The 12,083-nt window shown below is 64.1% G+C and carries 9 protein-coding genes; 4 read left to right on the forward strand and 5 right to left on the reverse strand.

Going from position 1 to position 12,083, the window contains the following annotated elements; translation table 11 throughout:
• Positions 1 to 26 precede the first annotated feature (26 nt).
• From TO66_RS16640 to TO66_RS16655, 4 genes are all read right to left on the reverse strand, one after another.
• Positions 27 to 1,112 carry a monodechloroaminopyrrolnitrin synthase PrnB family protein gene (locus TO66_RS16640; RefSeq protein WP_044463358.1) on the reverse strand — a complete coding sequence of 362 codons (1,086 nt, stop codon included), beginning with the start codon at positions 1,110 to 1,112 and terminating at the stop codon, positions 27 to 29.
• A complete protein-coding gene (locus tag TO66_RS16645) occupies positions 1,112 to 2,728 on the reverse strand; it encodes a tryptophan halogenase family protein (protein ID WP_044463359.1) in 1,617 nt (538 codons plus the stop codon). The genes TO66_RS16640 and TO66_RS16645 overlap by 1 nt, the downstream gene beginning before the upstream one ends.
• Before the next feature lie 236 nt (positions 2,729 to 2,964).
• On the reverse strand, positions 2,965 to 4,371 hold the full coding sequence (locus tag TO66_RS16650; protein WP_044463360.1) for an FAD-binding oxidoreductase: 1,407 nt from the start codon (positions 4,369 to 4,371) through the stop codon (positions 2,965 to 2,967).
• A gap of 51 nt (positions 4,372 to 4,422) precedes the next feature.
• Positions 4,423 to 5,238: an AraC family transcriptional regulator gene (locus tag TO66_RS16655; RefSeq protein WP_044463361.1), complete on the reverse strand. Its 816-nt coding sequence runs from the start codon at positions 5,236 to 5,238 to the stop codon at positions 4,423 to 4,425.
• Positions 5,239 to 5,505: 267 nt separating this feature from the next.
• Between TO66_RS16655 and TO66_RS16660 the strand changes: the two genes are divergently transcribed.
• Positions 5,506 to 5,775, forward strand: coding sequence for a DUF1652 domain-containing protein (locus TO66_RS16660; RefSeq protein ID WP_044463362.1), 270 nt, complete (start codon positions 5,506 to 5,508; stop codon positions 5,773 to 5,775).
• Between the two features lie 41 nt (positions 5,776 to 5,816).
• Here the strand turns inward: TO66_RS16660 and TO66_RS16665 are convergent, their stop codons facing one another.
• Positions 5,817 to 8,276 (reverse strand): UvrD-helicase domain-containing protein, encoded by a 2,460-nt coding sequence (locus TO66_RS16665; RefSeq protein WP_044463363.1) that lies wholly within the window; start codon positions 8,274 to 8,276, stop codon positions 5,817 to 5,819.
• 280 nt (positions 8,277 to 8,556) lie between these two features.
• Between TO66_RS16665 and TO66_RS16670 the strand changes: the two genes are divergently transcribed.
• The 3 genes from TO66_RS16670 (at position 8,557) to TO66_RS16680 (ending at position 11,867) form a co-directional block, all read left to right on the forward strand.
• Positions 8,557 to 9,252: a pirin family protein gene (locus tag TO66_RS16670; protein WP_044463364.1), complete on the forward strand. Its 696-nt coding sequence runs from the start codon at positions 8,557 to 8,559 to the stop codon at positions 9,250 to 9,252.
• 354 nt (positions 9,253 to 9,606) lie between these two features.
• Positions 9,607 to 10,806, forward strand: coding sequence for a site-specific integrase (locus TO66_RS16675; protein ID WP_014603550.1), 1,200 nt, complete (start codon positions 9,607 to 9,609; stop codon positions 10,804 to 10,806).
• Positions 10,803 to 11,867 carry a YhcG family protein gene (locus TO66_RS16680; protein ID WP_016487843.1) on the forward strand — a complete coding sequence of 355 codons (1,065 nt, stop codon included), beginning with the start codon at positions 10,803 to 10,805 and terminating at the stop codon, positions 11,865 to 11,867. The genes TO66_RS16675 and TO66_RS16680 overlap by 4 nt, the downstream gene beginning before the upstream one ends.
• The last annotated feature ends 216 nt before the right edge of the window (positions 11,868 to 12,083 follow it).

Genomic DNA, 12,083 nt, shown 5'->3' on the forward strand with positions numbered 1-12,083 from the left:
CCTTGTTAGATAACACATGGCGCGCGTCAGGATTCGTCGAGCGCGGCGCGGATGCGGGAGCGCGCGGCACACGTCAGCGTGAGTAGGTCACCGAGCATGCTGGGCGCGTATCCCCCGCTGCCGGTCGAGGGGCCGCTTCGCCCGACTTCGTACGCCCGCTCAGCCACTTTGAGGTGAAGTGCCCGGAAGCGCAGCAGAACCTTGAAGACCCGCTCGAGGGCCTCCAACCCGGCCCGGACGGGCTCGCCCCGCGCACCGAGCGCCCGCGCCTCGCCGAGCGCGCGGTCGATGAGCGACGGTTTCCCGGCGAACCGAGCGTAGACCGCCCTGTACGCGGGAAGCACGTAAGGCAGGTACGTCTCCTTGAATTCTCGATAAGCCTGGTCGTCCGATTGCGAGCCCCACAGGACATGCTCCAGCACGAAGAGGGGCATTTCTACGGCACCGGGGCCGAGGTAGCTCTGCCCTCCGACTAGAATCGGTTCGTAGAAAGGGCGCAGCTCATCGTAGAAGACCTGCGGCGAAATGAAGCGGTACGCGTAGACGATCGCTTCGACCATTTTCTGCAGATAGTCTGCTAGCTCGTCGCACCCTGGCGCGAACGCGGGCGATCGCAGGGGCACGTCGGACAGCTCGACGGTCACCGCGATGGCCGCCTCGAGGGCCGCCATCGAGATGCGCACGCTCTCGAGCAGGTGCGCTTCGTCGCGCAGCCCGGTGTAGCTCCGCTGCGCGTCGGCCGCCGCGGGGTTCCAGACCGTCACATGCAGGAGCGTCTCGCGCGGCGGCAGGTCGGTCGCGCGTGCCAGGTCGAGCAGCAACGGCTCAAGCCCGGGCACCACGTCCGCGGGCTCATGTCCGTGCCGCTTGAGCGACCCCAGGAAGAACCCGATGTCCCGCATCGCGGCGGCGGCTTCGACGAAGCCCCAGCCGGAGGGCACGCCGCGCGTCGGGAGGAACTCGCGCAGCAGGCCGACGATGCCGGGCACGTCCTTGTTACGGTTCAAGCCCGGCAGCTGCAGAACGAGCGAGCGCGCCTGCAGCGGGTCGCAGGCCGCCACGGCAGCGTGCGTGGCCGCGAATGCGGATACCCGGTCCAAGGTGCGTTCCACTACAGGATTTCCCGCGCCGCGCGCTTCGGCCCTCGCTGGCTGCGAGACAGCCCCGCATCGCCGTCACGCAGCGACCGCAGGTAGTCGTAGTTCGTCGGCAGGCTTGTGCGCAGTCGCTCGGCCTCGCGCCGGATGCTGGCGAACATCGCCTCGGCCTTCTCGATCGACTCCGGTCGGTGCTGCAACAGCGGCAGCGACCGGTCGGGCAGCATGCCCAGGCCGGCAAAGATGCAGTAGTAGTTGCCGTTCAACCAGAAGTTCTTGAATTCGTAGTCGAAGGTCTCGTAGTACGTGGAATCGTCGAACGACGTGGTGGTCAGCGGCAGCCCCGCCTTGTAGCGCTCAACCTTCTCTTTGATGGCGTCCGAGAGCCGCAGCTCGTGCCGGTTCGCGAGCCAGAACGGGGTGTCTTCGCGCGACGTGGTGAAATAGTGCGCCTGCACGAAATCTCGACAGTCGTCGAACATGTAGACGATCTCGGCGTTGAATGCGTCTCTCAACCGCGGGTCGAACGTGGTGTCGGGGAAATGCTTCACGAGCTGGTAGAGCGCCGCGTAGATGAAATAGATTCCCGTCGATTCCAGGGGTTCCAGAAAGCACGACGACAGCCCGATCGAGACACAGTTGTTGACCCACGCCCGCTTGTTGCGCCCGACCCGGAACTTGATCTGGTTGAGCGGCTGATTGTCCGAGAGGCCCCAGAGGTTGAGGAAGTCGGTGGTGGCCTGGTCGCGCGAGGTGAACTTGCTGGAGAAGACGTAGCCGCTGCCGAACCGGCCCAGCATCGGAATCTTCCAGGTCCACCCCGAGTTCATGGCAATCGCGGAGGTGTATGGCTCGACCCCCTCGTGCGCGTCGTCGTTGGGCACGGCGCTGGCGACCGCGCTGTCGCACAGCAGGTAGTCGGACATGTCGATGAAGGGTTCCTTCAGGGCCTGATTGATCAGCAGCCCCCGCATGCCGGAGCAGTCGATGAACAGGTCTCCCTCCAGTGTCCGCCCCTCCTTGGTGAGCAGGCTGGAGATGTAGCCGCGTTCGTTTTGCTTAACCTCCACGACCTCGTCGACCACGCGGTTCACCCCGCGCTCGACAGCCCAGCGCTTCAAGAAGTCGGCCACCAGGTGCGCGTCGAAGTGCCACGCGTGGGACATCTGGCGGGTGCCGTCGGGCAGGCACGGTGCCAGCTTGCCGTCGAGCGCCCCGGGCTGCGGGTAGCACGCGTACTCCATCGACTGCTGGAAGCCCTGTTCGCGCTTGCGCAGCCAGTAGTGGGTAAGCGGCACGCCGTCGCAGTTCGGCACGCTGCCGAACAAATGGTAGAAGTGATCGTCGCGCGATGGGTGGGGAGACTTTCGCCAATTCACGAACTTGATCGCGGCCTTGAACGCGCCGTTCACTTGGGGCATCCACTCCCGCTCCGGTATCCCGAGGAAGTCGAAGAACACCTTCTGCAAACTCGGGATGGTCGCCTCGCCCACGCCGATCCGGGGGATGGCGGCAGACTCGATGAGCGTAATGTTCGCCTGCTGCTGGAGCGCCCGGACGAGGTACGAGGCGGCCATCCAGCCCGCAGTGCCGCCGCCCACGATGACGATATTCTTGATCGGCTTGTTCATAACACTCCTTGTTCAAGACGGACTGCCTGTGACAAGGCCGCCAGTCTCCGTGCATCCATGCAAGGGGCACATCAATGTGCTTGGGAGATTTAGACTCTAGCCGGCCGGGAAAGCGAAGCAAATTCCGTTTCCGAATTAACATTCGAGGGTTAAAAGGCATTTGCTATAAAAGGAGGGTTTTGCGTAGTTTTTGCGGCTGATCAGTCCGCCGCTATCGCTGAAAAAATCTCGATGACTCAGTGCATCAGCCCTTCCATGAACCCCGCCACGCGGGTGGCCAGCCGGCGGCGCCAGGGCGGCGTGGCCGGGTTGGCCAGGATCCGGTCTTCATGGACGAAGCTGCGAATGATCGCGTTGTAGCCCAGCCAGCGGCAGGGTTCCGGCTCCCAGGCGCGCAAGGCGTCGAGGCCGCCCTCGGGGATCACCCAGGGCTGGCGGGTCAGTTCGCTGTCGCGGCCGAGGATGAGCTCGGCCAGGGTCCGCCCGCCCAGGTTACTGGCGCCGACGCCTTCGCCGCCATAGCCGCCGGACAGCGCGATACCGCGCCGACGGTCGCAGAGCATGTGTGGCTTGAAGTGCCGGGACATGCCCAGGTTGCCGCCCCAGGAATGGCTGATCCGGACGTTTTTCAGTGACGGGAACAGTTCGCCGAACAGATAGCGCCGCAACTCGAGCTCATCGCGGCTCAGCTCGAAGTCGTGGCGCAGCTTGCCGGCGAACTGGTAACCGCCGCGGGCCCCGAACACCAGGCGGTTATCCGCGGTGCGCTGGCCGTAGGTGACCTGGCGGCTGCTTTCACTGAACGCCTGGCCCTGGCTCAGGCCGATCGCGTCCCAGGTTTCGGCCGACAGCGGCTCGGTGGCCACCAGCAGGCTCTGTACCGGCAGCTGATAGCGGCCCAGGGGCGGCAAGGTCACCGAATAGCCCTCCACCGCCGGCACCAGCCACTGGCAGCGCACCCGGGCCCGCGCGGTCTGCAGGCTGCCGGACTGCCAATGGGTGACTGGGCTGTCTTCATAGATCGGCACGCCCAGGCGCTCCACCGCCCGCGCCAGGCCGCGCACCAGCTTCGCCGGCTGGATAGTCGCGCAATGCGGGGCGTAAATGCCGCCGTAGGCGTTGGCCACGCGGATCTGCCGGGCCAGTTGCTCGGGGTTCAGCCAGCGGTAGTCGCGTTCGTCGAGCCCCTGCCTGTAGAGCCGCTCCAGATAACGACGCTGGTGGACGGCCTGCTCGGGATAACGCGCGGCGCAGTACAGCACCCCGCCCTTGCGGTAATCGCAGTCGATCGCTTCACGTTCGAGGACCTTGGCCACTTCATCCGGAATACCGTGCAGCAGGTCGAACGAGGCGCGGCGCTGCTCGACGCCCAACCCGGCCAGCAGGCGGTCCTCCCCCAGCAGGTTGCCCATCAGCCAGCCGCCGTTGCGCCCGGAGGCACCGAAACCGGCGGTCTGCGCCTCGATGATCGCGATGTCCAGCTGCGGTGCCAGGCGCTTGAGGTAATAGGCGGTCCACAGCCCGGTGTAACCGGCGCCGATGATCGCCACGTCGACCGCCAGGTCCTGCTCCAGCGCCGGCCGGGCCAGTAGCGGCTCGTCGAGCTGATCCATCCACAAACTGATGTTGCGCCACGCTGGCATACCCTGACTCCGCCATCTGTACTTCGATGGCGGCGATCCTAGTGCCTGGGTTCAGGGATTGTCTTGCGCGCGTGCACGCAAAGAAATTTGCCGGGCATAGGCTTTGGGCGACAGGCCCGTGTGCTGGCGGAAGCAGCTGTAGAACGCCGACAGCGAGTTGAAGCCCGCGGCGAACGCCAGTTCGTCGATGCGTACCGGGGGCACGGCCTGGTCCAGCGCCGCCAGCAGGTGCTGCAGCCGGGCCTGGTTCACGTAGCGATAGAAACTCTGGCCCAGCACCTGGTTGAGCAGGTAGGAGATCTGGTTGCGGCTGTAGCCACACTCGCGCGCCACTCGCTGCAGGTCCAGTTCCGGGTCGAGGTAGGGTTGCTGGCGCTCGAAGTACTGTTGCAGGTCGTCGGCCATGAAGCTTAGTTGCCGCGGCGACAGGCCCAGGCGGCTGGCCGCCGGCCGCGCGCCGCCAGCGGCCTTGCCCTGTGCCGGCTCGCGCACCAGCGAGGCGTATTCATTGACGCGCCAGATCAGGCCATCGCGCACGGTGATCGCCTCGCTGGCGCGAAACGACACCAGGCCCTGCCCGCCACGCAGCGTCACCTGGTACTGGATGAACGCGGTGTCGCCATCCAGGCGGATGCGGTCGCTGTGTTCCAGGGCTTCGTCGGGCGCGCGCGGCATGCTGTTGCGCACGTATTCGCGCAACTCTTCCAGCCCCAGGGTGCGGTTCTGGAAGAAGTCGTGGTACTGGATGTGCGGGTGGTACAAGGCCATGACGCCATCGAGGTCGCGGTGCTTCCAGCACAGGTGATAGCGCATCACGGTCTCGCCCGTGGCCTGGGTTTGCGCCGGGCCATCATCGAAGGCGGACATAGGGTACTCGGAGCCTGAAAAAGCGCAGCTTGCCGAAGATCGGCGAATGCTTCAACGGCCCGTGGATACTGGCGTTTTGCCAAAACCCGGGCCGGAAATGACCTGCATCAAAAAAGTGCGAGCCAATCGCCAAACGGCCTGAAAAAAAGCCATTGCCTGTCATGAGCCGGTGCTATTTTTAAAAGCTCCACAGGTTGGGCCAACGAAGGCCTTTCCATACCTACCGCGAGCACAAGGAAGCGCTCTATGAATCAAGGTGGGCAACCCATGACCAGAGTCTGCGCCAGTAAAGTCACCTTTCCCAACGCCTGCCAGCTGATGCGCTGGCATTTTCACCCCATGGGCTTCGAGGCCAGCATGGACGCACCCGGTAGCATGATCGCCCGGCTCTTCGACCGTGCCAGCGGCGAAACCATGATCGCCATCGCCGGCATTCCCTGCGCCACGGTGATGAACGCCGCCGATGTCGAACGAATAATCGAGGCCGTGGAAGACGAACTGGAAGCCTTCATGCCGCCACTCGCCTTGAAGGCCTGACGCCCCAGGTCGTATTCAAGCCCGCCCCGTCGCGGGCTTTTTCATGCCCGCAGATCGGCGAAGAACGGCTTGCCCCGCGGAACCCGGTCCGATGCCTTGGGCGCGTTGGCCGCCTGGGTGTCCAAACTGTCGACATACCAGTAGCAGTGGGTGACTGCCCGGGTGATGCCGACATAGGCCAGGCGCAGGGTTTCGTCTTTCTGCGCGCTGTCGTAGGGCTCGCTGTCGCCGTCCTTGCCCAATCCGGCCATGCGATAGACCTGGTTCTTGTAGGGCGAGCTGGTGAGATGCTGGCAGTCGCCCAACAGGAAAACCGCGTCGGCCTGCAGGCCCTTGGCGCTGTGATAGGTCAGTTGCTTGAGGCGTCGCTCCTCGGTCGGCAACCTAGAATCCACATTAACTATCGGTAAAATATGCTGCTCAATCAAAGACTTATCGATACTTTTTCGAAACAACATCAAGATCGAATCGCCCTTCCGATAATGCTCCGCCAGGCGCGCCGCCAACCCCGCATCGTCCCGGTCCAGCACGGCCACCGGCAGCGCCTCCTTCGGTGCGCCGCAGGCCTTGGCCTTCTTCCCGGCGATCGCCGGCGCGGCGCGGACGATATGCTCCGCCGCATCGATGATGTGCTGGTGGCTGCGATAGTTCTCGCTGAGCATCACCCGGGTGGTGGCCGGCGATGGGAACTCCTGGTTGAACTCCATGAAGTACTTCGGCGAACTGCCGCGCCAGCCGTAGATCGATTGCCAGTCGTCCCCTACGCAGAGCAACGAGGAACGCTGCGCGCCGCGGCCGACATGCATCGCCGGACCGCGGCTGCGGATCTCGCGCAGGCTGGCGCGGACCCAGGAGACGATCTGCGGCGAAACGTCCTGGAATTCATCGATCATCAGGTGCGACATCGGCCGCAACCGCTCATCGCTGAGCAGCTTGAAGTTCTCCGGCGTGTTCTCGCCGAACAGCGCGAACATGCGGTTGTAGCTCATGATCGGCGGCGACTGGTCGAGCAGATGATCGTCCAGCGCCCGCCAGAACAGGCTCAGGGCCTCGAAGAAGTAACGGTCCGGATCGTCCCGGGGAAACACCATCTGCCCCACGGCCACCGCCACCTCCAGCCCGAGGTTCTCGATAAACCCCGCCGCGGCGACAAAGCAGTCCAGCAACGGCGCCGAAGCCAGCTCGCCCTTGACCTTGTAATCGAAGCCCGGCCCGGCGCTGGCATCGCCGGCCAGGGAGGACAAAGCGCGCTTGGCCGACTCATAACTATCAAGCCAAATCAAAGGCTTACGACAGAAAGCTTGAAACAAGGTGCGTTTTACCGCCCATTCGGCACGCACCGAAAGCTTGGACCCGGGCCGGCTCAGCTGGGGGTTTTCCCGGGGATCGAAGCCCAGCACCACCCAGGCATCCAGCTCGGGGACGTAGCCATGGCAATGGAACTGCGATCCGTTGATTTCGAGCGTCTGCCGGTTCGGTTCGATCCCCTTGATCGGCCAGGCCCCGGCACGAAACCACAGGTCTTCCAGGGTGTCGCACAATTCCTCGTCGCGCTTGGCGGCCAGCTCGGTCACCGCCATGCGTTTCTGCACATCCGGGTGGTCGCGCTCCAGCTCCTTGAGCTGCAGGGCATGGCGCAACAACGGCTTGATCGCCTCGCGAAAGCGCCCGTCGCGCTGGTACAAGGCGTGATAACAGGCGTTCAGGTGCTTGCGCTGGGCGTCGTTGATGCGCAGATCGAAAGGGTTGCTGTCGACGTCCAGCTCCCCGGCCACCGCTCCCTCGCTGAGGTTCTCGAACGCCTGCAGGCGCTCGAAGCCCGGCAGGCTGCGCACCATCGGCAGGATGCGCGAATGGAAGGTGCGCACCAGTTCCCGCGCCTCCTTGAGCCCCAGGGGCCGGCCCCAGAGCGCGAAGACTTCCATCAGCTTGCGAATGAAGTCCTTGCGCGACTCCCGGGTGAAGGTCACCACGGTCATCGAGTCGAGTTCGAAGCCCAGGTAATGAGTGAGCAGCAGGATTCGCAGCACCAGGGAGGTCGATTTGCCCGCCCCGGCCCCCGCGATCACCGAGGTCGACGGGGTTTCGCTGAAGATCATCTTCCATTGCGCAAGGCTGGGCTGGGCATGGGCCGGCAGCAGGCGGGCCACGTCGGCCTTGATGCGTTTCTTCAACTCGGCCGTCAGCGGCAGGCGCCAGTCGTCGAAGAGCTGGTCGTCCACCCCGGGCGCCGGATGCTCGGTGCTGCGGCTGTCGCGAATCAACAGCACCTGGCGGCCCTGCTCCAGGCCTTCGGCCTTGCCCTCCCGGAATCCGTACTCCACCCCCGCGGTGTGCCCACTGCGAAAACCGTCCGCCTGGCCGTGCAGCCAGGAGGCGCGATGCTGGGCGCGCAAGCGGCTGAGGCCGAGACCGAAGAACCGCGCCGCCAGGCGCTTGAGCAGCGGCATGTCGGCCAGGAGCAAGAGTTCGGGAGGAAGATCGGGGGTGTGTTGCGTCACGCTGACTCCAGGGTGTGAGGCTGTGGCTGCGAAAGAGAGAGGGCGTCTATGGTCGCCTCATTTGCCGGGCAGTTCTAGTTAAATGCTTACAGGTCATTCACTTAAGCGATGAACTGAAGGTAGAACCGCCCAATAAAACATCAACTTATTGGATAGGATTGCCGCAGTTTTTGCGCTTTTTATCGATGTATGGCTGATAGATGATGGCTGCCATCAATCACCGGTCTCGTTCTGTGGCCCTTTATACGGGCCCCATGGCGAACCCTGGCAGGAGACGATCATGCTTGAACTCAGACCTTTCAAATCCCTGGGCGGCGCCCACCATGGCTGGTTGGATGCCCACCACCACTTTTCGTTCGCCGAGTACTACGACCCCAAGCGCATGAACTGGGGCAACCTGCGCGTGTGGAACGACGACGTGATCGCCCCCGGCACCGGCTTTCCCCAGCATCCGCACCGGGACATGGAAATCATCACCTACGTCCGCGAAGGGGCCATTTCCCACCAGGACAACCTCGGCAACAAGGGCCGCACCGAGGCGGGCGACGTGCAGGTGATGAGCGCCGGCACCGGGATCGCCCACAGCGAGTACAACCTGGAAGACGTCGAAACCAGGATCTTCCAGATCTGGATCATCCCCAACGAGGCCGGCTCCGCACCCTCCTGGGGCGCCAAGCCGTTTCCCAAAGGCCAGCGCGAGGGTTTCGTGACCCTGGCCAGCGGTAAGCACGGTGATGACCAGAGCCTGCGGATTCGCGCCGATGCGCGGCTGGTGGCCGCCAACCTGAAAGCCGGCGAGTCCGCCGAATACCCGCTGGACGCGGGGCGCCGCGCCTATCTGGTGCCGGCCACCGGGGTGATTGAAGTCAATGGCTTGCGCGCCGAAGCTCGAGACGGTGTCGCCATCGCCGAGGAGCGCCTGCTGCGGGTCACTGCCATCGAGGACAGTGAAGTGGTCCTGGTGGACCTGGCTTGATCCGCTTCTGTAGGAGCGAAGCTTGCTCGCGATGGGCTGTTGGGAAGCCCGATTGAGTTCCAGCTGAAGATAGCTGTCGCTCGAACGAAAGCTATCGCGGGCAAGCCTCGCTCCTACAGGACGAGGCGGCAGTAAAGCAATAAAAAAGGGGGCGACCGTCTGGTCGCCCCCTTTTTTGTTTCACGATGACTCCAGCCCGGTAGTTCGCTGGACTGCGACGTAGCCCGATACAACAGGTTTATCAATAGCTTACGCGCGTCCATCATATGCCGGTGCTTTCTGAAACTTGACCCGGTTCTCCCTCGCGCCGCTCCTATCTGGCTCCTGGAATCCGGGTCGTTCCAAGGAGTCATCATGGCAAAGATCAAGCTCACCAAGACCGCCGTAGAGTCGGCGCAACCCCAGGCGAAGGACATCGAACTACGGGATACCGTCGTGCCCGGCTTCCTTTGCAAGATTACCCCGACGGGACGCCGGGTGTTCATGCTCCAGTACCGCACGAACTCTGGCCAGCCCCGCAAGCCCTCGCTGGGACTCTACGGGGAGCTAACCGTCGAACAGGCGCGGGTCAAAGCGCAGGACTGGCTGGCCGAGGTTCGCCGGGGTGGTGATCCCGGCGGTGCCAAGGCCGAGGCGCGCAAGGCGCCCACGATGGCCGAGTTGTGCAAAAAGTTCATGGAGGACTACTCCAAGAAGCGCAACAAGGTCAGCACGCAGGACGGCTACCAGGGCGTCATCGACCGCAACATCATCCCGCTGCTGGGCCGCAAGAAGGTGCATGACGTGAAGCGGCCCGACATTGCGGGGCTCATGGAAAAGCTGGCCTACAAGCCGACCGAGGCCAACAAGACCTTCGGCGTGCTGCGCAAGATGTTCAACTTGGCCGAAGTCTGGGGCTTCCGCCCGGACGGTACGAATCCGTGCCGCCACGTCCCGATGTACCCGCCGGGCAAGGAAACCCGGCTCATCGTGGACGAGGAAATGGTGCGGATCTTCCGCCAGTTGGAGAAACTGGAGGCGGAGGGGCTGGAGAACTACGTCATCCCGTTGGCGATCCGGCTGCAATTCGAGTTTGCGGCGCGGCGCTCCGAAATCTGCCCGCTCGAATGGAGCTGGCTGGACTTCGAGAACCGGCGCGTGGTGTGGCCCGACAGCAAGGTTGGCGGCATTTCCAAGCCCATGAGCGAGGAAGCCTATCGGCTGCTTTCGACGGCGCCGCGTCTGGAAGGCTGCCCTTACGTCCTGCCGTCGCCGAACGACCCGGCCAAGCACCTGACCTTTGGCGAGCACTATGGCGGCTGGTGCCGGACGCTCAAGGCCGCCAGCGTGCCGCACGTAGGCACGCACGGCATCCGTCATCGCTCGACCACCGACATTGCCAATTCCGGTGTGCCGACCAAAGTGGGAATGAAGCTGACGGGCCACAAGACCGTGGCGATGTTCATGCACTACGTCCACACCGAGGACAAGCCGGTGCGCGAGGCGGCCGAGCTGGTGGCCAGCCGCCGCCAAGCCATCACGGGCGCGCGGCAGCTTGCGGAGGCGGTGGCATGAACGGGCGCCGGCCATCAGCAGCATCGCTCGCAGCGCCCGCGGCGCTGCTGGGCGACATTCGGGCACTGATCGAGGCGGCGCGCAAGCGCGCCGCCTCGACGGTGAATAGCGAGCTTACGATGCTCTACTGGCGCATCGGCCAACGCATCCACACGCAGGTCTTGGACAGGCGCCGGGGCGCCTACGGCAAGGAAGTTCTGCCCACCTTGGCTGCGCAGTTGGTGGAGGAGTACGGCAGCAGCTTTGCAGAGCAGAACTTGCGCCGCATGGTGCAGTTCGCCGCCACCTTCCCCGACGAGCGAATTCTCGTATCACTGATACGAGAATTGAGCTGGACGCACTTCATCGCCCTGATGCCGCTGAAAGACCCGCTCCAGCGGGACTACTACGCACAGATGGCCAGCACCCAACGCTGGAGCGTGCGGACGCTGCGCGAGCGTATCGACTCGATGCTGTACGAGCGCACGGCGCTTTCCCAAAAGCCGGAAGAAACCATAGCGCAGGAGTTGGCGACCCTGCGCGATGCGCAGCGCATGTCGCCGGCCCTGGTCATGCGCGACCCGTACATCCTCGACTTCCTGGGCCTGCGGGACACTTGGCAGGAAGGCGACTTGGAAGCGGCGATCATCCGTGAAATGGAGTCCTTCCTGCTGGAGCTGGGCGCGGGCTTCTCATTCGTCGCCCGGCAGAAGCGCATTCCGATCGACGACGAGGATTTCCACCTTGACCTTCTGTTCTACAACCGCAAGCTGCGGCGGCTGGTTGCGGTGGAGTTGAAGGTAGGTGACTTCAAGGCGGCCTACAAAGGGCAGATGGAGCTTTACCTTCGGTGGCTAGACAAGCACGAACGGGAGCCGGAGGAAGCCTCGCCGCTCGGGATCATCCTTTGCACCGGCAAGAAGCGCGAGCAGATCGAATTGCTGGAGCTGGACAAGTCCGGCATCCACGTTGCCGAGTATCTGACCGCCTTGCCGCCGAGGGGCGTGCTGGTGGAGCGGCTGCAACAGGCAACGCAACGGGCGCAGTTGCAAATCGAGCAGCGCAAGACGGACAACGAGTAGTCCTGTCCCAAGCAGTCGGGCGTCCCGGCGTGCCGCCGTCGCGCTGTCGTGCTGCGCATCGAGCTTCGCTGCGCGAGTCTCGCCCCTGTCGGGCTTCCATCACTGACGCCTCCGTCCCGGCTCGTTGATCCGGGCCTGCGCGCTCCGCTTGCCAAAAATCGACTCTGTGCAGTGGGCGGGTGTGGGCGGTCTTGCTGTTCCCTTCACCGTATCACG

The sequence above is a fragment of the Pseudomonas sp. MRSN 12121 genome (assembly GCF_000931465.1).
Lineage (GTDB): Bacteria > Pseudomonadota > Gammaproteobacteria > Pseudomonadales > Pseudomonadaceae > Aquipseudomonas.

What these genes read in the sequence shown, in the direction of transcription:
- TO66_RS16645 (WP_044463359.1), bottom strand. Translation starts at nt 2,728, where the DNA reads ATGAACAAGCCGATCAAGAATATCGTCATCGTGGGCGGCGGCACTGCG.
- TO66_RS16650 (WP_044463360.1), bottom strand. Translation starts at nt 4,371, where the DNA reads ATGCCAGCGTGGCGCAACATCAGTTTGTGGATGGATCAGCTCGACGAG.
- TO66_RS16655 (WP_044463361.1), bottom strand. Translation starts at nt 5,238, where the DNA reads ATGTCCGCCTTCGATGATGGCCCGGCGCAAACCCAGGCCACGGGCGAG.
- TO66_RS16660 (WP_044463362.1), top strand. Translation starts at nt 5,506, where the DNA reads ATGACCAGAGTCTGCGCCAGTAAAGTCACCTTTCCCAACGCCTGCCAG.
- TO66_RS16670 (WP_044463364.1), top strand. Translation starts at nt 8,557, where the DNA reads ATGCTTGAACTCAGACCTTTCAAATCCCTGGGCGGCGCCCACCATGGC.
- TO66_RS16675 (WP_014603550.1), top strand. Translation starts at nt 9,607, where the DNA reads ATGGCAAAGATCAAGCTCACCAAGACCGCCGTAGAGTCGGCGCAACCC.
- TO66_RS16680 (WP_016487843.1), top strand. Translation starts at nt 10,803, where the DNA reads ATGAACGGGCGCCGGCCATCAGCAGCATCGCTCGCAGCGCCCGCGGCG.